The 23,041-nt window shown below is 73.0% G+C and carries 22 protein-coding genes; 14 read left to right on the top strand and 8 right to left on the bottom strand.

From position 1 onward, the window contains the following. Positions 1-145 precede the first annotated feature (145 nt). From TEK04_RS19120 to TEK04_RS19105, 4 genes are all read left to right on the top strand, one after another. Positions 146-1,630, top strand: a complete 1,485-nt coding sequence (locus TEK04_RS19120) for an aldehyde dehydrogenase (RefSeq protein WP_336405954.1) — start codon at positions 146-148, stop codon at positions 1,628-1,630. Positions 1,631-1,633: 3 nt separating this feature from the next. After that, complete coding sequence (locus TEK04_RS19115) at positions 1,634-2,116, top strand: flavin reductase family protein (protein WP_336405953.1); 483 nt, start codon at positions 1,634-1,636, stop codon at positions 2,114-2,116. Further along, on the top strand, positions 2,113-3,405 hold the full coding sequence (locus TEK04_RS19110) for a bifunctional 3,4-dihydroxy-2-butanone-4-phosphate synthase/GTP cyclohydrolase II (RefSeq protein WP_336405952.1): 1,293 nt from the start codon (positions 2,113-2,115) through the stop codon (positions 3,403-3,405). Before TEK04_RS19115 ends, TEK04_RS19110 begins: the two co-directional genes overlap by 4 nt. 246 nt (positions 3,406-3,651) lie before the next feature. Further along, positions 3,652-4,851 (top strand): LLM class flavin-dependent oxidoreductase, encoded by a 1,200-nt coding sequence (locus TEK04_RS19105; RefSeq protein WP_336405951.1) that lies wholly within the window; start codon positions 3,652-3,654, stop codon positions 4,849-4,851. Positions 4,852-4,960: 109 nt separating this feature from the next. Here the strand turns inward: TEK04_RS19105 and TEK04_RS19100 are convergent, their stop codons facing one another. Further along, on the bottom strand, positions 4,961-6,019 hold the full coding sequence (locus TEK04_RS19100; RefSeq protein ID WP_336405950.1) for a zinc-dependent dehydrogenase: 1,059 nt from the start codon (positions 6,017-6,019) through the stop codon (positions 4,961-4,963). A 260-nt stretch (positions 6,020-6,279) separates the two neighbouring features. On the opposite strand from TEK04_RS19100, the gene TEK04_RS19095 reads away from it, so the two are divergent. From TEK04_RS19095 to TEK04_RS19085, 3 genes are all read left to right on the top strand, one after another. Next, on the top strand, positions 6,280-8,292 hold the full coding sequence (locus TEK04_RS19095) for a PTS mannitol transporter subunit IICBA (RefSeq protein WP_336405949.1): 2,013 nt from the start codon (positions 6,280-6,282) through the stop codon (positions 8,290-8,292). A 142-nt stretch (positions 8,293-8,434) separates the two neighbouring features. Continuing rightward, complete coding sequence (locus TEK04_RS19090; protein ID WP_336405948.1) at positions 8,435-9,178, top strand: SDR family oxidoreductase; 744 nt, start codon at positions 8,435-8,437, stop codon at positions 9,176-9,178. Positions 9,179-9,305: 127 nt separating this feature from the next. Beyond that, positions 9,306-10,427, top strand: a complete 1,122-nt coding sequence (locus TEK04_RS19085; protein WP_336405947.1) for an NDMA-dependent alcohol dehydrogenase — start codon at positions 9,306-9,308, stop codon at positions 10,425-10,427. Between the two features lie 115 nt (positions 10,428-10,542). Here the strand turns inward: TEK04_RS19085 and TEK04_RS19080 are convergent, their stop codons facing one another. Further along, a complete protein-coding gene (locus TEK04_RS19080) occupies positions 10,543-10,812 on the bottom strand; it encodes a DUF2277 domain-containing protein (RefSeq protein ID WP_336405946.1) in 270 nt (89 codons plus the stop codon). Positions 10,813-10,889: 77 nt separating this feature from the next. Then, positions 10,890-12,080 (bottom strand): acyl-CoA dehydrogenase family protein, encoded by a 1,191-nt coding sequence (locus tag TEK04_RS19075; RefSeq protein ID WP_336405945.1) that lies wholly within the window; start codon positions 12,078-12,080, stop codon positions 10,890-10,892. Between the two features lie 61 nt (positions 12,081-12,141). Between TEK04_RS19075 and TEK04_RS19070 the strand changes: the two genes are divergently transcribed. The 5 genes from TEK04_RS19070 to TEK04_RS19050 all read left to right on the top strand — a co-directional run bounded on the left by TEK04_RS19070 (position 12,142) and on the right by TEK04_RS19050 (position 16,223). After that, positions 12,142-12,729 (top strand): TetR/AcrR family transcriptional regulator, encoded by a 588-nt coding sequence (locus TEK04_RS19070; protein ID WP_336405944.1) that lies wholly within the window; start codon positions 12,142-12,144, stop codon positions 12,727-12,729. An 83-nt stretch (positions 12,730-12,812) separates the two neighbouring features. After that, positions 12,813-13,946, top strand: coding sequence for a FecCD family ABC transporter permease (locus TEK04_RS19065; protein ID WP_336405943.1), 1,134 nt, complete (start codon positions 12,813-12,815; stop codon positions 13,944-13,946). Continuing rightward, positions 13,943-15,028: a FecCD family ABC transporter permease gene (locus TEK04_RS19060; RefSeq protein ID WP_336405942.1), complete on the top strand. Its 1,086-nt coding sequence runs from the start codon at positions 13,943-13,945 to the stop codon at positions 15,026-15,028. The genes TEK04_RS19065 and TEK04_RS19060 overlap by 4 nt, the downstream gene beginning before the upstream one ends. Positions 15,029-15,044: 16 nt before the next feature. After that, complete coding sequence (locus TEK04_RS19055; RefSeq protein WP_336405941.1) at positions 15,045-15,878, top strand: ABC transporter ATP-binding protein; 834 nt, start codon at positions 15,045-15,047, stop codon at positions 15,876-15,878. Positions 15,879-15,932: 54 nt separating this feature from the next. Then, positions 15,933-16,223, top strand: a complete 291-nt coding sequence (locus tag TEK04_RS19050; protein WP_336405940.1) for a DUF1540 domain-containing protein — start codon at positions 15,933-15,935, stop codon at positions 16,221-16,223. A 22-nt stretch (positions 16,224-16,245) separates the two neighbouring features. Here the strand turns inward: TEK04_RS19050 and TEK04_RS19045 are convergent, their stop codons facing one another. The 3 genes from TEK04_RS19045 to TEK04_RS19035 form a co-directional block, all read right to left on the bottom strand. Continuing rightward, positions 16,246-16,668: a hypothetical protein gene (locus TEK04_RS19045; protein ID WP_336405939.1), complete on the bottom strand. Its 423-nt coding sequence runs from the start codon at positions 16,666-16,668 to the stop codon at positions 16,246-16,248. Between the two features lie 61 nt (positions 16,669-16,729). Next, complete coding sequence (locus tag TEK04_RS19040) at positions 16,730-18,562, bottom strand: BCCT family transporter (RefSeq protein WP_336405938.1); 1,833 nt, start codon at positions 18,560-18,562, stop codon at positions 16,730-16,732. A gap of 217 nt (positions 18,563-18,779) precedes the next feature. After that, positions 18,780-19,808, bottom strand: a complete 1,029-nt coding sequence (locus tag TEK04_RS19035) for an iron-siderophore ABC transporter substrate-binding protein (protein ID WP_336405937.1) — start codon at positions 19,806-19,808, stop codon at positions 18,780-18,782. A gap of 161 nt (positions 19,809-19,969) precedes the next feature. On the opposite strand from TEK04_RS19035, the gene TEK04_RS19030 reads away from it, so the two are divergent. Together TEK04_RS19030 and TEK04_RS19025 are read left to right on the top strand one after the other, a co-directional pair. After that, positions 19,970-20,875, top strand: coding sequence for a mechanosensitive ion channel family protein (locus TEK04_RS19030; RefSeq protein WP_336405936.1), 906 nt, complete (start codon positions 19,970-19,972; stop codon positions 20,873-20,875). Further along, positions 20,872-21,318: an Rv3103c transmembrane domain-containing protein gene (locus TEK04_RS19025; RefSeq protein ID WP_336405935.1), complete on the top strand. Its 447-nt coding sequence runs from the start codon at positions 20,872-20,874 to the stop codon at positions 21,316-21,318. Before TEK04_RS19030 ends, TEK04_RS19025 begins: the two co-directional genes overlap by 4 nt. A 179-nt stretch (positions 21,319-21,497) precedes the next feature. Here the strand turns inward: TEK04_RS19025 and TEK04_RS19020 are convergent, their stop codons facing one another. Further along, positions 21,498-22,514 (bottom strand): alcohol dehydrogenase catalytic domain-containing protein, encoded by a 1,017-nt coding sequence (locus TEK04_RS19020; RefSeq protein ID WP_336405934.1) that lies wholly within the window; start codon positions 22,512-22,514, stop codon positions 21,498-21,500. Between the two features lie 153 nt (positions 22,515-22,667). After that, positions 22,668-23,003, bottom strand: coding sequence for a Sec-independent protein translocase subunit TatA (gene tatA, locus TEK04_RS19015; RefSeq protein WP_336405933.1), 336 nt, complete (start codon positions 23,001-23,003; stop codon positions 22,668-22,670). Positions 23,004-23,041 lie beyond the last annotated feature (38 nt).

Here is a 23,041-nt window from a genome sequence, read left to right as displayed (position 1 = left end):
CAGCACCGTCGTCCCCAGCATGCGCCGGGTGCCCGTCGTCCGCACTCTTCGGACACTCGTGCGCCGACAGCGGATGGTGACCGCCGGACGCCGTCCCTACCGTTCGACGTGACCGCCGCCACCCCCCGCACCTGAGGAGCCGTCGATGACGACCGCCACCGAGCTCGAGACCTTCGGACTGTTCATCGGCGGGGAGTCCGTCGCCGCGAAGTCCGGCAAGACCTTCGAGTCGCAGAACCCCTACACCGGGCAGGCCTGGGCGGTGCTCGCCGACGGTGCCCCCGAGGACGTCGACGTCGCGGTCGCCTCGGCCCGGGCCGCCTTCGACGGCGAGTGGGGTCGGATGACCGGTTTCCAGCGCGCCGCGATCATGCGGAGGTGCGGCGACGCGATCCTCGCCAACGCCGAGCGCCTGGCCCAGCTGGAGGTCAACGACTCCGGCAAGCTCATGCGCGAGATGCGCGGCCAGCTCACCGGCCTGAACCAGTGGTACTACTACTTCGCCGGGCTGGCCGACAAGATCGAGGGCCGCACCGTGCCCCCGGTGAACCCGAACTACTTCGGCTACACCGTGCGCGAGCCGGTCGGCGTCGTCGGGGCGATCACGCCGTGGAACTCCCCGCTGCTGCTGCTGACGTTCAAGCTGGCCCCGCTGCTGGCCGCCGGCAACACCTGCGTGGTCAAGCCCTCCGAGCACTCCCCCGCCTCCACCGTCGCCTTCGCCCAGGTGCTGCACGAGGCCGGGCTGCCCGCCGGCGTGCTCAACGTCGTCACCGGCTGGGACCGCGCCACCGGCGAGGCGCTGGCCTCGCACAGCGGCGTGGACAAGGTCGCCTTCACCGGGTCGACCGCCACCGGTGCCGCCGTCGCCCGCGCCGCGGTGAGCAACCTCAACCGGGTGACCCTCGAGCTCGGCGGGAAGAGCCCGCAGATCGTCTTCCCCGACGCCGACCTCGACGCCGCCGCCAACGGCCTCGTCGCGGGCGTGTTCGCGGCCACCGGCCAGACCTGCATGGCCGGCTCCCGGCTGATCGTGCACGCCGACGTGCACGACGCCCTGGTCGAGAAGATCGCCGCCCGGGCGAACGAGATCGTGCTCGGCGACCCCAACGAGGCCGACACCGAGATGGGCCCGGTGGCCAACCGGCCGCAGTACGAGAAGGTGCTGGGCTACCTGCAGGGCGCGGCCGCCGAGGGCGCGACCTTCGCGTGCGGCGGGGAGCCGGCGGCCGAGCTCGGCGGGTTGTTCGTCAAGCCCACCGTGGTCACCAACGTGACGCCGGAGAACACCATCGTGCGCGAGGAGGTGTTCGGCCCGGTGCTGGCCGCCTACACCTTCACCGACGAGGACGAGGCGCTCAAGCTGGCCAACGACACCCCCTACGGCCTGGCCGGCGCCGTGTGGACCAAGGACGTGCACCGCGCGCACCGGGTCGCCGCCAAGCTGCGGGCCGGCACGGTCTGGGTGAACGCCTACCGCGTGGTCGCCCCGAACATGCCCTTCGGCGGGTTCGGCAACTCCGGCATCGGCCGCGAGAACGGCGTCGACGCCGTCAACGAGTACACCGAGAACAAATCGGTGTTCATCGAGCTGACCGGTGGCACCCGCGACCCGTTCCAGCTGGGCTGAGCCGTGCTGGCGGAGCACTTCCGCGAGGTGATGGCCGGGGTCGCCACCCCGGTCTCGGTCATCACCGCGGTGTCGGCCGACGGCGTCCCGCACGGGACGACGGTGTCGGCGTTCGCGTCGCTGTCGATGGACCCGCCGATGGTGCTGGTCTCCCTCGACCGCGGCTCGGACCTGCTGGCCCTGGTGCGGGAGACCGGCCGGTTCGGCGTCAACGTGCTGGGCTCGACGCAGTCGGCGCTGGCGCTCTCCTTCGCCCGCAAGGGCCCGGACAAGTTCGCCGACGTCGACTGGGCCGGCGACCACGGCCTGCCCCGGCTGCCCGACGCGCCCGGGTGGCTGGCCTGCGACGTGGACTCCCTCGTCGCGGGCGGTGACCACGTGGTGGCCCTCGGGCTGGTGCGGGCCGCCGCCACCGTCGACGGCGCACCGCTCACCTACCACTCGAGGGTGTTCGGCACCCACGCCGCCCTGGAGGCCATCTCGTGAAGCGCACCCCCAGCGAGGCCGTGCAGACCGCCGTCGCCGCCCTGGCCGCCGGCGGCATGGTCGTCGTGGTCGACGACGCCGACCGGGAGAACGAGGGCGACCTGGTCGTGGCCGCCGAGCTGTGCACCCCTGCCCAGATGGCCTTCCTCGTGCGGCACACCACCGGCATCGTCTGCGCCCCGATGCCCGCCGCCCGGGCCGCGGAGCTGCAGCTGCCGCTCATGGTCACCGACAACACCGACGCCCACGGGACGGCGTTCACCGTCACCGTCGACCACCTGTCCACCTCCACCGGCGTCTCGGCCGCCGACCGCGCCGCCACCGTGCGCGCGCTCACCTCGGCGCCGGCCGGCGAGTTCCGCCGTCCCGGGCACGTGTTCCCGCTCATCGCCCGCGACGGCGGGGTGCTGGTGCGCGCCGGGCACACCGAGGCCGCCGTCGACCTCACCCGCATGGCCGGCCTGTCCGGGGTCGGGGTGATCGGTGAGGTCGTCGACGAGGACGGCTCCATGCGCGCCGGCGCGTCGTTGACGGCGTTCGCGGCCGAGCACGGGCTGCCCGTGCTGGCCATCGCCGACCTCGTGCGGCACCGCCGGGCCACCGAGAGCCTCGTCGAGCTGGTCGGCTCGGCGCAGATGCCCACCGAGTTCGGCGACTTCCGGGCGCTGGCCTACCGCAGCACCCTCGACGGCACCGAGCACCTGGCCCTGGTGATGGGTGACCTGGCCGCCGCCTCCCGCACCCCCACCGGCGCCCTGGTGCGGGTGCACTCGGAGTGCCTGACCGGCGACATCCTCGGCTCGCTGCGCTGCGACTGCGGCGGCCAGCTGGAGACCGCGCTGGCCACCATCGCCGCCGAGGGCGCCGGCGCGGTGGTGTACCTGCGCGGTCACGAAGGGCGTGGCATCGGGCTCGGGCACAAGATCCGGGCGTATGCGCTGCAGGAGGAGGGCCTGGACACCGTCGACGCGAACACCGCCCAGGGCCTGCCCGTCGACAGCCGCTCCTACGGCGTCGGCGCGCAGATCCTCGGCGACCTCGGCGCCACCCGCATCCGGCTGATCACCAACAACCCGGCCAAGTACGGCGGCCTGGAGGGCTACGGCCTCACCATCACCGGCCGGGTGCACCTGCCCACGGCGGAGACCCCGCACAACGTCCGCTACCTGCGCACCAAGCGGGAACGGATGGGTCACCTGGGTGCGGCGGCACCAGGGGCGTCCGGGTCGTCGTCCGGGTCGTCGTCCGGGCTGTCCGCCGTCCTGGACCTGCCCGTCGCCGGCACCTGACCGGCGCACTCCACCCGCACCCCGATGATCACGGACCTGGGGCCCCGACACGCCGTCCACGGGTGTCCCCAGGTCCGTGATCATCGGGGTTCGTGCTGTTCAGGGGCCCGCAGTCAGGTCTGCGGCGAGCGGTCGCTCAGGTGCGCTGGGCGGCTGTCCCGGGCTCCCGCGCGCTCCTAGCGTCGTCGTCGAACGTGGCCCAGGGCACACCGCGCCCCGGGCCGACGACCTGCTGAGGAGCCCCGCGTGACGACCACCGACGACCGTCCCACCCAGCGCGCCAACGAGCGGCTGGGCCTGGCCCCGACCGACCCGCGGCCGCCGGCCGAGACGAAGCCGCAGGCCGACCGCACGACGACCAACCCGCTGTTCAACGACCAGGGCATGAAGCTCGGCCTGTTCGGCACCAACTGCTCGTACGGGCTGATCATGAGCCACGCGGCCAGCAGCTACGAGATCACCTGGGAGCACACCAAGGCGATCGCGCAGAAGGCCGACCGGCTCGGCTTCGAGGCGATGATCCCGGTCGCCCGCTGGAAGGGCTTCGGCGGCTCCACCAACTTCAACGGCAACTGCTTCGAGACCTACACCTGGGCCGCGGGCCTGGCCGAGGCCACCGAGAACATCGCGATCGCCGCGACCTCGCACCTGCCCACCATGCACCCGATCGTCTCGGCCAAGCAGGCCACCACCATCGACCACATCTCCGGCGGTCGCTTCGCGCTGAACCTGGTCATGGGGTGGGTGACCCCGGAGATGGAGATGTTCGGCCGCGAGCAGCGCGAGCACGACGAGCGCTACGCCTTCGGCCAGGAGTGGCTGGACTTCGCGTTCAAGCTGTGGGCCGAGGAGGGCAGCTTCGACGTCGACGGCAAGTACTTCCACGGCATGGACGTCGAGGCCTACCCCAAGCCGGTGCAGGGCCCGCGCCCGGCGCTGATCAACGCCGGCAACTCCCCGGCCGGCATCGAGTTCTCCGCCCGCAACGTCGACGTCAACTTCGCCTCGCTGGACACCCTCGAGAACGTGAAGAGCTACACCTCGTCGCTGAAGGAGAAGGCGAAGAGCGAGCACCAGCGGTCCATCCAGACCATGACCTACGGGCTCATCGTCTGCCGCGACACCGAGGACGAGGCCAAGGCCGCGTTCCAGAACGTGATCGACGAGGGCGACTGGGGCGCCGCCGGCAACGTCATCAAGATCGCCAGCTCGGGTGCCTCGCAGTCCTTCGACCACGTGGTGAAGGAGTACCAGGAGCGGTTCATCGCCGGCTGGGGCGGCTACCCGATCGTCGGGACGCCCGAGCAGGTCGCCGAGGAGCTCGTGAAGCTCAACCAGGCCGGCATGGACGGGATGATCATGGGCCTCATCGACCCGCTCGAGGAGCTCGGGATGTTCGAGAGCGACATCCTCCCGCTGCTGGTGCAGGCCGGCGTCCGCCACTAGCCGTCCGCGGCGTGGATCAGCTGAGTTGATCCAACTCCGTCCTGGCTCACCGACGCCGGCGAGCCAGGACGGCCTCTGCTGAACCCAGCTGATCCATGCCGGGCACGGGTCACGGCTCGACGGTGACCTTGATGGCCTTGCCGCTCTTGACGATGTCGAAGGCCTCGAGCGCGCGCCCGAGCGGGATGTGTTCGGTGATGAGGTCCTTGACCGGCACCTGACCGGTGGAGATGTACTCCAGCGCCCGCTTGTTGTGCGAGGGGGCCGAGCCGTTGGCGCCGTGGATGTGCAGCTGGCGGTAGTGCACGACGTTGGAGTCGCAGGTGATGGTCGGGTTGGTCTTGGGCAGCCCGCCGAAGAAGGAGATGCGGCCGTTGCGGGCGGCCATCGCGATGGCCTGCTCCTGGGTGACGTTGGCCGCGGTCGCGGTGATGACGACGTCGGCCCCGCGGCCGCCGGTGAGCTCCATGACCCGCTCGACGACGTCGACCTCGGCGCCGTTGATGACCTCGTCGGGCTGCACGGCGTCGGCGCTCATCTGCAGCCGCTCGGCGTTGACGTCGACCAGGAAGACCTTGCCGACCTTGTGCACGCCGCGGGCGATGCGGATGTGCATGCACCCGATCGGGCCGGCGCCGAAGACGACGAGGGTGTCGCCCTCCTCGATGCCCAGCAGCTCCTGGGCGTTGATCGCGCAGGCGAAGGGCTCGGCGGCCGAGGCCTCGTCGTAGCCCACGTTGTCCGGGATGCGGTTGAGGCCGTCGACCTTGAGCACCTGCTGCGGCACGACCATGTACTCGGCGAAGCCGCCGTCGTACTGGTAGCCGACCGACGTCTGGTTCTCGCAGACGGCCATCCAGCCCTTGCGGCACTCGTGGCACTCACCGCACGGGACGGCGGCGATGACCTGCACGCGGTCACCGGGGGCCCAGCTGCTGCCGTAGGTGCTGTTGACCTCGGCGCCGACCTCGACGACCTCGCCGGCGACCTCGTGGCCGATGGTGCGCGGCGGCGTCAGGTTCTGGTGCCCGTTGTGGAAGATCTTGACGTCGGTCCCGCAGGTGGAGCAGTTCTTGACCTTGATCTTGACCTCGCCGGGGCCGCACTCGGGCTCGGCGACGTCCTCCTGGCGGACGTCCTCGGGGGCGTAGAAACGCAGGGCCTTCATGTGTCCTCCACGGGGTCTCGACCGCACCGGTGTGCCCGGAATCACTGTAGTGACGGGCGCCTTCTCATCGAATCGTACGCATCCGGGTCCACTCGGGCCCTTCCTGACCCGTCAATCCAGGCTTGACCGGGCGAGAAGCGACGTATACAAACGAATTCACAGATCCGTGACAGCTGTCACAGGCTGTGCCTACGATCCGAACCAGAACCGTCCGCACGGGGTCGGTCAGGTCCACCCCCTCACCACGAAGAAGGTCCTCGATGGCCACCACCACGGACGGGGCGCCACGCACCAGCGCCCGGCTGCGGGTCCAGCGGTTCGGCACGTTCCTGTCGAACATGGTCCTGCCCAACATCGGCGCGTTCATCGCCTGGGGCCTGATCACGGCCCTGTTCATCCAGACCGGCTGGATCAAGCTGATCGGCGACGCCTTCGGGTACGAGGGCAGCTACGGCTTCGTGGCCCAGCTGGGCAACTGGTCCAACCCCGACGGCACCCCGATGTTCGAGAACAACACCGGGATCGTCGGCCCGATGATCACCTACCTGCTGCCGCTGCTCATCGGCTACACCGGCGGTCGGATGGTCTACCGGGACACGATCCGCGGCGGCGTCGTCGGCGCCATCGCCACCATGGGCGCCATCGCCGGTGCCAGCGTCCCGATGTTCCTCGGCGCCATGGTCATGGGCCCGCTTGGCGGCTGGTCGATGAAGAAGCTCGACGCGCTGTGGGCGCACAAGATCCGCCCCGGCTTCGAGATGCTCGTCAACAACTTCTCCGCCGGCATCTGGGGTGGCTTCCTCGCCGTCGTCGGCTTCGTGGTGGCCGGCCCCTTCGTGCAGGGCTTCAGCAACATCGCCAGCAACGTCGTCGACTTCCTGGTCGAGCGCAACCTGCTGCCGCTGACCTCGATCTTCATCGAGCCGGCCAAGGTGCTGTTCCTCAACAACGCGATCAACCAGGGCATCCTGACCCCGTTGGGCACCACCCAGTCCCAGATCGACGGCCAGTCGATCCTCTTCCTCCTCGAGGCCAACCCCGGCCCGGGCCTGGGTCTGCTGCTCGCCTTCGCCGTCTTCGGCCGCGGGGCCGCCAAGTCCTCGGCCCCCGGCGCCATCCTCATCCAGTTCATCGGCGGCATCCACGAGATCTACTTCCCCTACGTGCTCGCCAAGCCGAAGCTGATCGCCGCGGTGATCCTCGGCGGCATGGCCGGCGTCGCCACCAACGTCGCGTTCGGCTCGGGCCTGCGCTCCCCCGCCTCGCCCGGCTCGATCATCGCCGTCTGGGCCGCCTCGCCCCCGAGCAGCCTGCTCGGCGTCACCGCCTCGGTCGTCGTGGCCGCCGCGGTCTGCTTCCTGGTCGCGGCCGTGCTGCTCAAGACCGACAAGAGCGGTGACGACGGCGACCTGTCGGCCGCCACCGCGCAGATGGAGGCCAACAAGGGCAAGAAGTCCTCGGTCTCCGGCATGCTCGGCGGCTCGGCGGCGGCCTCCACCGGCCCCATCCAGTCCATCGTGTTCGCCTGCGACGCCGGCATGGGCTCCTCGGCCATGGGCGCCTCGGTGCTGCGCAAGAAGGTGCAGGGCGCCGGGTTCTCCGACGTCACCGTCGTGAACAAGGCCATCTCCAACCTGACCGACGACGTCGACCTGGTGGTCAGCCACCGCGACCTCACCGACCGGGCCCGCCAGAAGACCCCGTCCGCCGCGCACGTCTCGGTCGACAACTTCATGGGCAGCCCCCGCTACGACGAGATCGTCGAGCTGCTCCGCGAGCGGAACACCAGCGGCGCCGCCGAGGGTGCCGCCGCCGCGGAGGCGGCGCAGACCGGCGGCACCGCCGGCCTGCTGGCCCGCGAGTCGATCGTGCTCGACGCCTCGGGCGACCGGGCCGGCGCCATCCAGCAGGCCGGTGAGCTGCTCGTGGCCGCCGGTGCCGTCGACCACGACTACGTGCGCGCCATGCACGAGCGCGAGACGTCGGTGTCGACCTACATGGGCAACCTGCTGGCCATCCCGCACGGCACGAACGAGGCCAAGCCCTCGATCCGCCGCTCGGCGATCTCCTTCGTCCGCTTCCCCCAGGGCGTGGACTGGAACGGCAACCAGGTGCGCTTCGTGATCGGCATCGCCGGCGCCGGCGACGACCACCTGGCGCTGCTGTCCCGCATCGCCGAGGTGTTCAGCGACTCCAGCCAGGTCGCCCGCCTGGAGCAGGCCCGCACCGCCGACGACGTCCTCGCCGTCCTGGGGGCCATGCAGCCCGCCTGAGGCACCGCGCAGCGGCCCCCGGTTCCCGAGCGGAACCGGGGGCCGCTGCCGTTCCCCCACCGAGGCAAGGGATCCCTTCCACACCGTTCGGCAGCCACCCGGTCAGGAGGGGCTCCCTTGCCTCGACAGGAGGATGGGCGCCATGACCTCGCGACCACTGACCGTCGTCACCGGGGGGAGCCGCGGCATCGGGGCGGCCACGGTCGCCGCGCTCGCCCGGGCCGGGCACGACGTCGTCGTGGGCTACCGCACCGACGCCGTCGCGGCGGCCCGCGTCGTCGCCGACGCCGCGGCGGTCGGCGCGCGGGCGGTGGCGGTGCAGGCCGACGTCGCCGACCCCGACGACGTCGACCGGCTCTTCGCCACCGACCTCGGGACGCCGACCGGGCTGGTCGCCAACGCCGGCCTCACCGCCCACCTCGGCGACCTGGCCGACACCCCGGTCGACGTCGTCCGCACCGTGCTGGACACCAACCTGCTCGGCGTGGTGCTGTGCTGCCGCCGGGCCGCGCAGCTCATGTCCACCGACCGCGGCGGGGCCGGCGGCGCGGTCGTCTGCGTCTCGTCGTCGGCGGCCACCCTCGGGTCGCCCCACGAGTACGTGCACTACGCCGCGGCGAAGGCCGGCGTCGACGCCCTCGTGGTCGGGTTGGCCAAGGAGCTGGCCACCTCCGGCGTCCGCGTGAACGGGGTGGCCCCGGGCCTGGTGCGCACCGACATCCACGCCGGCGCGGGCGACCCCGGCCGCCTGGACCGGGTCACCGCGCGGGTGCCGATGGGTCGGGCGGGCGAGCCCGCCGAGGTCGCCCCGGCGGTGGTCTGGCTGCTCGGGGCCGACGCCGGTTACGTCACGGGCACGGTGCTCCGGGTGGCCGGCGGGCTGTAGACCGTTGCGGCACGTTGCACGGGCGGAATTGGTCGTGACCGGGGTCACCATCGTCTGACCAATGCGTTTATGGTCACACCGGCACGTGACACCAAGTGCCGTCAGGCCGAGCGAAGCAGGAGCAACGATGCCCACGACCACCCGCGCCTCGATCATCCGCCAGTCCCCGGGCGAGTACGAGACGGTCACCCTCGAGCTGGACGACCCGAAGAAGGGCGAGGTCCAAGTCAAGATGGCCGCCTCGGGCCTGTGCCACTCCGACGACCACCTGCAGACCGGCGACCTCCAGGTCATGACCTACCCGTTCTGCGGCGGCCACGAGGGCTCCGGCGTCATCACCAAGGTCGGGCCCGACACCCCGGGCTTCGAGGAGGGCGACCACGTCGTCTTCTCGTTCGTGCCCTCGTGCGGCCAGTGCTCCGCCTGTCGACGCGGCGACTTCAACCTCTGCGACAAGGGCGCGCTGCTGCTGGTGGGCTCGCGGGCCGACGACGCCGAGGACTTCCGGATGAAGCTCGACGGCCAGAACGTGGGCCAGATGTGCGGCATCTCGACGTTCTCGGAGTACACCACCGCCGACGTCGCCTCGGTCATCAAGATCGACAAGGACATCCCGCTCAAGTCCGCCGCTCTCGTGGGCTGCGGTGTCCCGACCGGCTTCGGCACCGCGGTCAAGGCCGGCGGGGTCAAGCCCGGCGACGTCGTCATCGTCATGGGCATCGGCGGCATCGGCATCAACGCCGTCCAGGGCGCCGCGCACGCCGGCGCCACGCGCGTCATCGCCGTCGACCCCACCCCGTTCAAGCGCGAGATGGCGCAGGAGTTCGGCGCCACCGACGTCTTCGAGAACATGGAGCAGGCGACCGAGTTCGCCCAGTCGATCACCGAGGGCCAGGGGGCCGACGTCGCCCTGGTCACCGTGGGCGTGCTCGAGGCCGACCACCCGGCCCAGGCCCTGGCCTCGATCCGCAAGGGCGGCACCGTCGTCGTCACCGGCCTGGGCAAGATGACCGAGCTGACGCCGATCTCGGCCTTCGACCTCACCCTCATGCAGAAGAGGCTGCAGGGCGCGATCATCGGCGCGCAGTCGCCGCACTCGGACATCCCGAAGCTGCTGCGCATGTACCAGGCCGGTCAGCTCAAGCTCGACGAGCTGATCACCAAGGAGTACACCCTCGACCAGGTCACCGAGGCCTACAAGGACATGCACGAGGGCAAGAACATCCGCGGCGTCATCGTCTTCGACTGATCGGCCACGGCGTCGATCAGCTCAGCTGATCGAACTCCGTCCTGGCTCACCGGCGTCGGTGAGCCAGGACGGACATCGGTGAACCCAGCTGATCCATGCCGCGGGCGCGGTGCGGTCAGCGGGCGTAGCGGGCGGCGGCCTTCTCGCGCGCACGGGCGGCGAGCACCTCGCGGTCGCGCGGGGGCGCCGACGTCACCAGGTCCGCCAGCAGGTGCCTCGTGGCGTGCGCGATCTCGGCGACCGCCCGGTCGAAGGCCTCCTGGTTGGCCTGCGACGGCTTCACCGACCCGCTCACCTTGCGCACGAACTGCAGCGCGGCGGCGTCGACCTCGTCGGGCGTCGTCGCCGGCTCGAGGTTGTGCAGGACCCTGATGTTGCGGCACATGCCCGCAACGCTAGGTGCGCCGCACCCCCGCAGGCCAGAGCTCAGGCCAGAGCTCAGGCCAGAGCTCAGGCCAGAGCTCAGGCCAGGGCGAACTCCGCCGGGGCCACCGCCGTGGTCACGGCACCGCCCTTGGCCAGCGCCCGGCTGATGACCAGCCGCTGGATCTGGTTGGTGCCCTCGAAGATCTGCATGACCTTGGCCTCGCGCATGTACCGCTCGACCGGGAAGTCGCGGGTGTACCCGTACCCGCCCAGCACCTGGACGGCGTCGGTGGTCACCTTCATCGCGTTGTCGGTGGCCACCAGCTTGGCGATGGAGGCCTGCTGGGAGTAGGGCAGGCCGGCGTCCTTGAGCCGGGCCGCGTGCAGCGTCATCGCCCGGGCGGTCTCGGTGCCGGCGGCCATGTCGGCGAGCAGGAACGCCAGGCCCTGGTGCTCGACGATCGGCACGCCGAACGTCTCGCGCTCCTTCGCGTAGGCCAGCGCGTCCTCCAGCGCCCCCTGCGCCAGCCCGACGGCGACGGCGGCGATGCCCAGCCGGCCGGCGTCCAGCCCGGCGAGCGCGATCGGCAGGCCCTCGCCCTCCTCGCCCAGGCGCCGGTCGGCGTCGACCCGTACGCCCTCGAACCGCATGAGCGCGGTGGTCGAGCCGGTGAGCCCCATCTTCCGCTCCGGCGGGTCGGCCACCAGTCCGGGGGCGTCGGCCGGCACCAGGAAGCAGGAGATGCCGCGCGAGCGGTGGTCGGACGTGCGGGCCATGACCTTGTAGAAGTCGGCCTGCCCGCCGTGCGTCGTCCAGGCCTTCTCCCCGGTCAGCACGTACGAGTCCCCGTCGCGCACCGCCGTCGTGCGCATCGCCGCCGGGTCGGAGCCGGCGTGCGGCTCGCTCAGGCAGTACGCGCCGAGCAGCTCGCCGCCGAGCATGTCCGGCAGCAGCCGCTGCTTCTGCTCGTCGGTGCCCTTCGTCGCCAGCCCGAAGCACGAGAGCCCGTGCACGCTCACCCCGACGCCGACGCTGGCCCAGACCGCGGCGATCTCCTCCAGCACCTGCAGGTAGACCTCGTAGGGCTGCCCACCGCCGCCGAACTCCTCGCCGTAGGGCAGGCCCAGCAAGCCGGCCCGGCCGAGGGTGCGGAAGACCTCGCGAGGGAACTGCTCGTCGGCCTCGGCCGCGACCACCTTCGGCGCCAGCTCGTCGCGGGCGATCTGGCGGGTGAGGTCGAGCAGGTCGGCGGCCTCCTGCGTGGGGACCAGACGCTGGACCGGCATGACGGACACCTCTCATCGGTACTGCAGGACAGCGAGCAGTACCGAAGATATCCTGGACGACGTGACCAGCGCGCGGACGGCGACCCGGGGGCCCGCCCGCCGCGAGGCCGTCCTCGACGACCTGGTCACGCTCTTCCTGGCCGAGGGGTTCGCCACCGTCACCCTCGACGAGCTCGCCCGTCGGCTGCACTGCTCCAAGTCGACGCTGTACGCGGTCGCGGGCAGCAAGGAGCAGCTGGTGGTGGCCGCCGTCCGCCGGTTCTTCGCCCGGGCCACCGAGGCCGTCGAGGCCCGGGCCGCGCAGCCCGCCGCCGCCGGTGCCCGCATCGAGGCCTACCTGCTGGCCGTGAGCGAGCAGCTGCGCCCGGCGTCGGCCGCCCTCTTCGCCGACCTGGCGGCGTTCGCCCCGGCGGGCGAGGTCTACGCCCGCAACACCCGGACGGCGGCCCGGCGGGTGCAGCAGCTGGTCGACGAGGGCGTGGCCGCCGGCACGCTGCGGCCGGTGCACGCCTCGTTCGTGGGCGCCGCCGTCACCGAGGTCATGGCGGCCATCCACGCCGGGCGCATCGCCGCGGCCACCGACCTCGACGACGCCGCCGCGTACGCCGAGCTGGCCGCGCTGGTGGTCGGGGGCCTGCACCGACCCTGAGGGGCTTGACGGCCGCCGGTAAGGTGAGGCTTACCGATCATGGTCCTCCGGGGCCTGCCGACCGCCGCCCGGAGGAGACACCCGTGCCCGACCGCGCCGCCGTCCCCGGGCAGCCCCCGGTCGCGGACCTCGCGCGGGTCGACGAGCGGCCGCGCCGGGCGCCCGAGGAGCTGGCCGCCGACGCCGCGGACGAGCACCGCCGGCGGGGCCTGCTGCGCGGCCCGGCCACCCGGCTCGGCGGGCTGTGGCTGCTGCTGCTCCTGGTCGTGGTGGCCTGCCTGCTCAGCATCGCCGTCGGCAGCCGGTCCATCCCGGTCGGCACCGTCTGGCAGACCCTCACCGACTCCCGGGCCATCGGCGACGACGCGGTGGTCATCCGCGAGCTGCGCATCCCGCGCACCGTGCTGGGCGTGCTCGTGGGCCTGGCCCTGGGTACCGCGGGGGCGCTCATGCAGGGGCACACCCGCAACCCGCTGGGTGACCCCGGGCTGCTCGGCGTGGCCGCCGGCGCGTCGGCGGCCGTCGTCCTGGCCATCTTCGTGCTCGGCATCGGCAGCCCCTCGGGGTACGTCTGGTTCGCCTTCCTGGGCGCGATGCTCGGCTCGGTCGCGGTGTTCGCCATCGGCTCCAGCGGGCGCGGCGGGGCCACCCCGGTCAGCCTCGCACTCGCCGGGGCGGCGCTCTCCGCCCTGCTCTACGCCCTGGTGCAGGCCATCCTGGTGACCGACTCCTCGACCCTGGACAGCTACCGCTTCTGGGTGGTCGGGTCGCTGTCGGGGCGCGACTCCGCCATCGCCTGGCAGGTGGCCCCGTTCATCGTGGCCGGGCTCGTGCTGGCGCTGGCCAACTCCCCCGCCCTCAACCTCCTCGGCCTCGGCGAGGACGTCGCCCGCGGGCTCGGCCAGAACGTGCTGGTGGCCCGCGTCGTGGGCATCGCCGCCATCACCCTGCTGACCGGCGCGGCCACCGCCGCCTGCGGGCCCATCGGCTTCGTCGGGCTGGTCGTGCCGCACGTGGCCCGCGCGGTCACCGGCCCCGACCACCGCTGGCTGGTGCCCTACTCGGCCCTCATGGGCGTGGCCCTGCTGCTGCTGGCCGACGTCGTCGGCCGGGTGGTCACCCGCCCCGGCGAGCTGCAGGTCGGCATCGTGCTGGCCCTGGTCGGGGCGCCCTTCTTCATCGCCCTGGTGCGCCGTCGGAAGATGGCCAGCCTGTGACCGCGCAGCTCACCCGCCCCCGGCTGGGTCCCGACCGGCGGCGCACCGTGCGCGTCGGCCCGGCCTCGGGGGTCGTGCGCACCCGGCAGCTCGTGGTGCCGGTGGTCGCGCTCGTGCTGCTGGTCCTGGCCGCCGCCGCGAGCATGGGGCGCGGTGACTACCCGATCGGCCTGGTCGACGTGCTGGGCACCCTCGTGGGCGCCGGCGACCCGACCCAGCAGTTCATCGTCACCGAGCTGCGCGCCCCGCGGGTCGTGGTGGGCGCGCTGGTCGGCCTGGCCCTGGGCCTGTCGGGCGCGCTGATCCAGACCTTCGCCCGCAACCCGCTGGCCTCCCCCGACACGCTCGGCATCAACGCCGGCGCCTCGGCCGCGGCGGTGGGCGCCATCGTCCTGGGCGGCAGCGCCACCACGTCCGGCCAGCTGCTGGGCGGTCTCGGCCTCCCGGTGGCCGCCCTGCTCGGCGGGCTCACCAGCGCCCTGCTCATCTTCGGCCTGGCCTGGCGCACGGGCGTCGACGGCTACCGGCTGATCCTGGTCGGCATCGGCCTGTCCGCGGTCGGGGTCGCCGCCGTCGACTGGCTGCTCACCCGCTCCACCCTGCAGGACGCCTCCGCCGCCACCGTCTGGCTCACCGGGTCGCTCAACGGCCGCACCTGGGACCAGGCCTGGCCGCTGGGCACCGTGCTGCTCGTGCTGGTGCCGGTGGCCCTGGCGTGCTCCCGCCAGCTCGGCGTCCTCCAGTTCGGCGAGGACACCGCCCGGGCGCTGGGCGTGCGGGTCGGGCCCACCCAGGCGCTCGTCGTCCTGGTCGCGGTCGCCCTGGCCGCGGTGTCGGTCTCGGCCGCCGGGCCGGTCGGCTTCGTGGCCCTCGTCGTCCCGCAGGTCGCCGTCCGGCTGGTCGGCGGCTCGCGGCCCCCGCTGCTGGCCTCGGCCCTGCTGGGCGCCCTGCTCGTCGTCTCGGCCGACCTGCTCACCCGCACCGTCCTGCCCGTCACCCTCCCCGTCGGCATCGTCACCGCCGCCGTCGGGGCCCCCTACCTGCTCTGGCTGCTCGTCCGCGGCCGCCGCGCCCTGACGTAGAGACGAGGTTCCCTTCATGACCGCTGTCCTGAGCCACCCGACCGACCTGCAGCGAACCGCGCCGCGGGTGCGGCTGGCCGCCGAGCAGGTACGGCTGGCCTACGGTGACCGGGTCGTCGTCGACTTCCTCGACCTCGAGCTGCTCGACGGGTCCTTCACCGCGGTCGTCGGGCCGAACGGGTGCGGCAAGTCCACCCTGCTCAAGGCGCTGGGCCGGCTGCTGCGGCCGAGCTCGGGCCAGGTGGTGCTCGACGGCAAGCCCATCGCCAAGACCCCGACCCGCGAGGTCGCCCGGGTCCTCGGCATGCTGCCGCAGACCCCGGTGGCCCCCGAGGGCCTCACCGTCGCCGACCTGGTGGCCCGGGGCCGCCACCCGCACCAGACGTGGCTGCGGCAGTGGTCGCGCGACGACGAGGACGTCGTGGCCGAGGCGCTGCGCTGGACCGACATGGCCGAGCTGGCCGACCGTCCCGTCGACGCCCTGTCCGGCGGCCAGCGGCAGCGGGCGTGGATCTCGATGGCGCTGGCCCAGGGCACCGACCTGCTGCTGCTCGACGAGCCCACCACCTACCTCGACCTCTCGCACCAGATCGACGTGCTCGAGCTGGTCGCCCGGCTGCACGCCGAGCGCGGCCGCACCGTCGCCGTGGTGCTGCACGACCTGAACCTGGCCGCCCGCTACGCGCAGCGCCTGGTCGCCATGAAGGACGGCGTCGTGGTGGCCGCCGGGACCCCGCACGAGGTGCTCACCGAGCAGCTGCTGGCCGACGTCTTCGACCTCGAGGCGCGCGTCGTGCCCGACCCCGTGTCGGGCACCCCGATGGTGGTCCCGGTCCGCCGCCTGCGCTGAAGGCAAGCCTTCGTTTCGTGGCGGAGCTCCGCGACGGCTGCCATCGTGTCGGCCATGACCTCCACCCAGCAGTTGCCCCAGGTCCAGGACTGCTCCGTGAGCAGCTGTTCCTACAACGCCGAGTCCAGCTGCCACGCTGGTGCGATCACCGTCGGCGGCGAGCACGCGCACTGCGGCACCTTCGTCGAGATCTCGTTCCGCTCGGGCCTCGAGCGCACCGGCGTCGTCGGGGCGTGCCACCGCACCGACTGCAGCCACAACGAGAAGCTCGAGTGCACCGCAGCGGCCGTGCAGGTCGGCGCCGCGGCCGACAAGGCCGACTGCCTCACCTACTCCGCCCGCTGACCCCCGTGCGGGCGCCGCTGGCCTAGCCGGCCAGCAGCTCCGCTGCGTCGGGCAGCTGCTCGAGCTCGACCCGGCCGTCGGCCTCGACCCGCAGCACGGCGTCGGCGACCGCGAGCACGGCCACCGGGTCGGCGTCGTCCACGACGACCGTCGCACCCCGGTCGGCCAGCGCGCGCAGCGCACCCACGACGGTGCGGCGCTGCCCGGCCTCCAGACCTTCGGTCAGCCGGTCGACCAGCACCACCGGTGCAGCGACGGCGGTCACCAACCCGAGCCGGTAGGCCACTGGAGCCCCGGCCGGCGCGGTGAGCCGGGCGACCTGCAGCCCGGCGTGCCCGGCGGAGCAGCGGGCGCTGTCCTCGTCGAGGGCGCCGCAGACGGCCGAACGGACGGCGGCCGGGCCCAGCAGGGCGACGACGGACGCGACGGGCAGCTTCAACGGCACGGGACGGACCTCCAGGACGGGTGAGGTCAGGCTAACCTGACCTCACCCGTCCTGTCGAGGTTCAGTCCCTCGGCTCCTGCGGTCGGCCCGCACCCACCGGCTCGTCGGTCGCGGCGGACCGGGACGGCGGGGTGTCCGCCGGCTGCTCGTCCGTCGGGGTGGGGCCGTCGACGACGGCGACCCCCTGCCCGTCGGGCGCCTGCTGCACCGTGAGCACGAAGTCGCCGCCGTGGTTCTGCAGCCCGTGCACCACGGCCTGCTCCACGGCCTCCGTGGCCACCATGCTGCGCAGCATCATCGGGTCGGTGCGCAGGTCCTTGGCCAGCGCCACGGCCAACCCGACCATGACCAGCGCGAAGGGAAGCGCCGCGATGATGGTCAGGTTGCGCAGCCCGGTGAGGGCGTCGGCACCGCCGACCAGCAGCATGATGGCTGCCACGGCGCCCATGACGACGCCCCAGAACACGACCACCCAGCGGCTGGGCTCGAGCCGGCCCCGCTGGGACAGCGTGCCCATCACGATGGATGCGGAGTCCGCGCCGGTCACGAAGAAGATCGCGACCAGCACCATGATCAGCACCGTCGCCACCGAGGACAGCGGGTACTGCTCGACGACGGAGAACAGCTGCGCCTCCGGGCTGGCCTCGTCCGCCAGACCCGACCCGGCCTGCTGCGACGCGATGCCCGCGCCACCGAAGATCGCGAACCAGACCAGGCTGACCACGCTGGGCACCAGCAGCACGCCGGTCACGAACTGGCGGATCGTGCGGCCCCGGCTGATCCGGGCGATGAACATGCCGACGAACGGCGTCCAGCTGATCCACCACGCCCAGTAGAAGACGGTCCAGCCGCGCAGCCAGGTCGCCATGGCGTCGCCGCCGGAGGCCTCGGTGCGGGCGGTCATCTCGGCCAGGTCGGAGAAGTAGCTGCCGACCGCGCTCGGCAGGAGGTTGAGGATCAGCACCGTCGGGCCGACGACGAACACGAACACGGCCAGCACGAGCGCCAGCACCATGTTGGTGTTGGACAGGTACTGGATGCCCTTGGCCACCCCGGACACCGCCGAGGCCACGAACGCCAGGGTGAGCACGGCGATGATCACGACGAGCACGGCGTTGCCGACGTCCCCGGCCCAGCCGAGGATCTCCACGCCGGAGCCGATCTGCAGCGCACCGAGCCCCAACGAGGCCGCGGTGCCGAAGAGGGTGGCGAAGATCGCCAGGATGTCGATGACCCGGCCGAGCGGGCCGTCGGTGCGCCGCTCACCCAGCAGCGGCGCGAAGGCCGAGCTGATGAGCTGGCGCCGCCCGCGGCGGAAGGTGCCGTAGGCGATGGCCAGCCCGACGACGCAGTAGATGGCCCACGGGTGCAGGGTCCAGTGGAACAGCGTGGTCGCCATCGCCGTCTCGACGGCCTCGGGCGTCTCGCCGTCGACCGTGCCCGGCGGGGGCGAGGTGTAGTGGGTGAGCGGCTCGTTGACGCCGTAGAACATCAGCCCGATGCCCATGCCGGCGCTGAACATCATCGAGATCCACGAGATGGTGCGGAACTCGGGCCCCTCGTCGTCGCGGCCGAGCGGGATCCGCCCGTACCGGGACGCCGCCAGCCAGAGGACGTAGACGACGAACGCCGACGCCAGGACGACGAACAGCCACCCCAGGTTGGTCTCGATCCAGTCCAGGGCACCCGAGCTGACCGAGCCCAGGCCGGTCGGCGTGGCGAACCCCCAGACGAGGAAGGCCAGCGCCAGCGCGCCGGAGACCCCGAAGACGACCTTGTCGAGGTGGCCCTCCCGGTCGGCGGTGGCGGGCGGGAGGTCGAGGACCGCCGGGTGCGCCTCCGTGGCGGACGAGCCGTCGGCGGCGTCCTGCGGGCGGTCTTCGGTAGCGGTCACGATCGGTTGCTGCGCACGGTCTCGGCGCCCCTCCATCCGGGCTCGGGAACACGGTCACGACCGCTGCCCGCGCAGGTGCGCGGGAGCGGTCGACTCCCCAGCGTCGACCCGGCCGACCCCGGATGGCAAACCGGGGACGGCGACAGCAACCCTTCCGTGACCTGCCGGCACCCCGTCCCGGGACGTGGGGCGGGGTGCCGGAGGAGGGTGCCGGCGATCAGCTGCCCAGGGCCTCCTGGACCTGGGGCACCAGCTGGTCGAGCGCGAACGGCACGCTGAGCACGTCGTTGTAGCTGAGCGCGCCACCACCGCTGAGCGGGTCGACGTAGATGATCCGGCCGGCCTGCACCGCGGGCACGGTGGCGAAGACCGGGTCGGCCTCCAGCGTGCCGCGGGTCTCCTCGATGCTGGTGAGGGCCAGCACGACCACCAGGTCGGCGTCCAGCAGCTGCACCTGCTCGGGCGAGACGGTGACGAAGAACCCGCCCTCGGCGTCGAGGTCGGCGATGCCGGGGGCGAGCTCGAAGCCGAGGTCCTGGAAGAATTGCGTGCGGGTGTCACCCTCGACGTAGGCCGAGTAACCGCCGCTGCCGTCGGTGGCCGGCAGGGCGACGACGACGCTCTGGCCGGCGAACGAGGGGTTGGCCTCGCGGGCGTCGGCGAAGTCCTGGTCGACGGCGTCGACGAGCTCCTGCGCCTGGTCCGCCTTGCCGACCGCCTGGCCGATGGTCAGCGTGGCCTCGTCCCGGTCCACCAGGTAGGCGGTGGAGCCCTCGGGCCGGGCCAGCACCGGCACCAGGGCCGACAGCTGGTCGTACTCCTCCTGCTCAATGCCACTGCTCACCGCGACCACCAGGTCCGGCTGCAGGGCGAGGACCTCCTCGACGCTCGGGGTGGCCGAGACGGGGAACAGCTCCATCTCGGCGTCGCCGGCGAGGTCCTCGGCCCACGGCCCCAGGCCCGGGACGGCGGCGTCGGGGAAGGTGACGAACTCCTGGAAGGCGACCGGCTGGACGCCGAGGGCCAGCAGCGGGTCGACGTCGGTGTACCCGATGACGACGATGCGCTCGGGAGCGGAGTCGATGGTGGTCTCGCCGAAGGCGTTGGGGATGGTGACCGGGAAGGCGCCGTCGCCGGCCGCCGCCCCGGAGGTCGCGTCGGCGGAGTCGTCGGACGAGCCACCGCAGGCGCTCAGGACGAGGGCGGAGACGGCGGCCAGGGCGGCCAGGGCGGAGCGGCGGGACACGGTTCTCCTCGGACAGTGGGTGATGGTTAGGAGAGCCTTGCCTGCCCACGTCGTCCTGGCCAGCGTCGATACCGGATCGTGATGCACCCACCCGACCGGACACGACGACGAGCGGCACCGGGCGCGCCGTCCGCAGGCCGCGCGCGGCACACTGGACGGCGATGGACGTGCTCGCGATCGCGCCGCTGACCAACCTGACCGACTGGGTCCGGGGCCGAGGTCTGGCGGTGCTGCTCATCGTCGTCGGGGCGGTGCTGCTGGCCCGGTTCGTGACCTGGCTGGGCGCCCGGGTCACCGCGCGCATCGACGCCGGCGCGGCCGGCGGCGACGCCCTGGTGCGCTCGGAGGCGGCCAAGCACCGGCACTCGCTCACCCAGGTGCTGCAGTGGGTCGCCGTCGTGGTCGTCTACACCGTCGCCACGGTCACCGTGCTCTCGACGCTGGGCCTGCCGGTGACCAGCCTGGTCGCACCGGCCACCGTGCTGGGCGTGGGGCTGGGCTTCGGCGCGCAGCGGGTCGTGCAGGACGTGCTCGCGGGGTTCTTCCTCATCACCGAGCGCCAGTACGGCTTCGGCGACGTCGTCGCGATCAACGTGGTCGGTGGCGGCGACCCCGCCGAGGGCACCGTGGAGGACGTCACCCTGCGCATCACCCGCATGCGGTCGCTGAACGGCGAGGTCGTGACGATCCCCAACGGCCAGATCGTCAAGGTCGTCAACCTCTCGCGCGACTGGGCGCGGGCCGTCATCGACGTCCCCGTGCCCGCCTCCACCGACGTCACCCACGTGCAGGACGTGCTGCGCGAGGTCGGTGAGCAGGCCTTCGCCGACGAGCACCTGACCAAGCTGCTGCTGGACGCACCAAGCGTCATGGGCGTCACCAGCCTGGGGCTCGACGAGGTCAACGTGCGCATCGTCGCCCGCACGCTGCCGGGCAAGCAGTTCGACGTCGGCCGCGACCTGCGCTCGCGGATCGCCCTGGCGTTCCGGCGGGAGGGCATCGTCGTCCGGCCGCAGACCCCCGAGGACCCCATCACCGCCCACGACCCCCGCGAGGTGACCCCGTGAGCGAGCAGCCGACCACGCCCGCGCCGGTGGTCACGGCCGAGCCGGCCACCCGCCGATCCCGGGTCTGGCCGCGCCGCGTGCCCAACCGCATCGGGCGCGCCCGCACCTCCACCCTGGTGCTCGCGGTGGTCTTCGTGGCGGCCTTCTTCGCCTGGGACCCCTCGGCGATGTCCCGGTCGATCACCGACCCGGCGCCGGCCACCACCGAGCAGCCGGCCCCGACCGAGGAGTCGCCGGCGCCCACCACCGGCGAGCCGTCGCCCACGACGAGCCAGGCGCCCAGCACCAGCGGTCCGGCCACCACCACGCGGCCCACCACGACGCCGCCGACCACCACGGACGACGAGGGCACACCGCCGCCGACCACCACGGCCCCCGAGCCCACGTCGTCGGCCCCGCCCACCACGCAGGCACCCCCACCCACCACCGACCCGACCGGCTGACCCCGCCGTCCACCGGGTCCTCGCCCCGGAAGAAGGGGCGGAGCGGGTCGGCCGCGACGCCGCCGCGGTGCCCGCACGCGGGCGCTGCAGCGAGTGGCGTCCCACGGTCGGCGAGGGCGGCGATCCCGACCCTGGTCCGCCACCCGATGCGCCGGAGCCAGGCGAACGACCCGGCCGGGTCAGAACGAGGTGACCACCGCGATGCCGGGGGTGCGGCCGACGGCGACCAGGGCCTCGGCGGCCTGGTCCAGGGACAGCTCCCGGGTGACCAGGTCCTGCGGGCGCAGCCGGCCGGCGGCGATCATCGACAGCATCGCCGGGTAGTCGGCGGCGGCCATCCCGTGGCTGCCCAGCACCGCCAGCTCCCGGGCGACCACCAGCTCCATGGGCACCTGGGCCCGACCCTGCGCCGGTGGCAGCAGCCCGACCTGCACGTGCCGGCCCCGTGGGCGCAGCGCGCGGACCGAGGCCTCGCAGGTGGCCGGCGAGCCCAGGCAGTCCAGCCCGACGTGGACGCCGCCGGCGGTCAGCTCGGTGACGCCCTCGGCCGAGGGCAGGGCGTGCTCGGCGCCCATCGCGACCGCCAGCTCCCGCGCCCCGGGCGAGGGGTCGACGGCGACCACCCGGGCCCCGACCGCGACGGCGACCTGCACGGCCGACAGCCCCACCCCACCGCACCCGAGGACCAGCACCCACTCCCCCGGCGCTGCACGGCCCACCCCGGTGACCGCGCGGAAGGCGGTGGCGTACCGGCACCCCAGCGCGGCCGCGGTGGTGGTCGTCAGCTCCTCGGGCAGCGCGACCAGGTTGACGTCGGCGGCGTCGAGGGCCACGTGCTCGGCGAACGAGCCCCAGTGGGTGAACCCGGGCTGGGTCTGGCGCAGGCACACCTGGCCAGCGCCCTCGCGGCACGGCGGGCAGGTGCCGCAGGCGCACACGAACGGCGCGGTGACCCGGTCGCCGACCGCCCAGCCGCGCACCCGGTCGCCGACCGCGGCGACGGTGCCGGCGAACTCGTGGCCGGGCACGTGCGGCAGGACGACGTCCGGGTCGTGGCCCGACCAGGCGTGCCAGTCGCTGCGGCACACGCCGGTGGCCCCCACCGTGACGACGACGCCGTCGGGCCCGGGGGTCGGGTCGGCCACCTCGCGGACGGTCAGCGGGCCACCGAACTCCTCGAACACCAGCGCGCGCACGCCGTCACCCTCTCAAGCCCGCCGCGCGCCCCGCCCCCGCAGCCCAGACTCCCGCGGTGCAGGGATCCTGTGCCGCTGCAGGGCCACAGAATCCCTGCACTGCCGGAGTCCGCGGCGCGGGCCGGGCGGCGGCGGGCCGGGCGGCCCGGGCGGTCAGGCGGTGCGGTGGGCGGCATCGGCGCGGGCGCGGGCAGCGCGGGCGCGGGCCTCGAGCGCGGCGGCCTCGGCCTCGACGGCGGCGACCTCCAGCGCCTCGGGGCCCAGCTGCTCGGGACGGACCACCCCGGCGTCCGGGACCGCGAGCGCCGGCGCCGAACGGTCCGCTGGCTCGGCGGGCGTGCGCTCGTCGTCGGTCATGCCCTTCATCTCGCCCTTGAAGATCCGCAGCGAGCGGCCCAGCGAGCGGGTGGCGTCGGGCAGCTTCTTGTAGCCGAACAGCACGAACACCGCCAGCACGATGAGCGCGATCTCCGGGGCACCGAGGTTCATGCCCCCAGGGTGCCATCCGTTCCTGTGGGTCCCCCGTG

This window comes from Klenkia sesuvii, assembly GCF_037083825.1.
GTDB classification, from domain to species: domain Bacteria; phylum Actinomycetota; class Actinomycetes; order Mycobacteriales; family Geodermatophilaceae; genus Klenkia; species Klenkia sesuvii.
This window is presented reverse-complemented; position numbering and strand designations above follow the sequence as displayed.